This is a genomic window from Bradyrhizobium sp. LeoA1Lang (assembly GCF_055413685.1).
Map to the genome: position 1 here is coordinate 1 of NZ_JBVAPG010000555.1, position 347 is coordinate 347.

Here is a 347-nt window from a genome sequence, read left to right on the forward strand (position 1 = left end):
TCCTTGCCCAGCAAGGCCGTCAGCGCCTCCTGGAAATCGCCGGTCGAGATGCCGCGCAGGTACAGAATCGGCAACAGCGCATCCAGGCTTCTGGTCCGCCGTGCCCACAGCGGCAGGATCGCCGAGCCGAACCGGATCCGCTCACTATCGCCGGCCGCCCCACGGTCGCGAATCTTCGCCCGCGCGACCTCGACCGGACCGATGCCCGTCGCAATCGTTCGCACCGGGCCGTAACCATGCCGCACGACACGGGCGCGTCCGTCGGCAAGCTTCAAATCCTTCATCGTGGCAAGAAAGGTCTCGACTTCGACCTCGACGGCCTGCGCCAGAAGCTGCCGCGCACCAGC

1 pseudogene is annotated in these 347 nt (G+C 67.1%); it reads right to left on the minus strand.

Annotated features, from left to right (window positions below):
* Window positions 1-347: pseudogene (locus tag ACZYOF_RS44485) on the minus strand (IS256 family transposase); the annotation flags it as partial.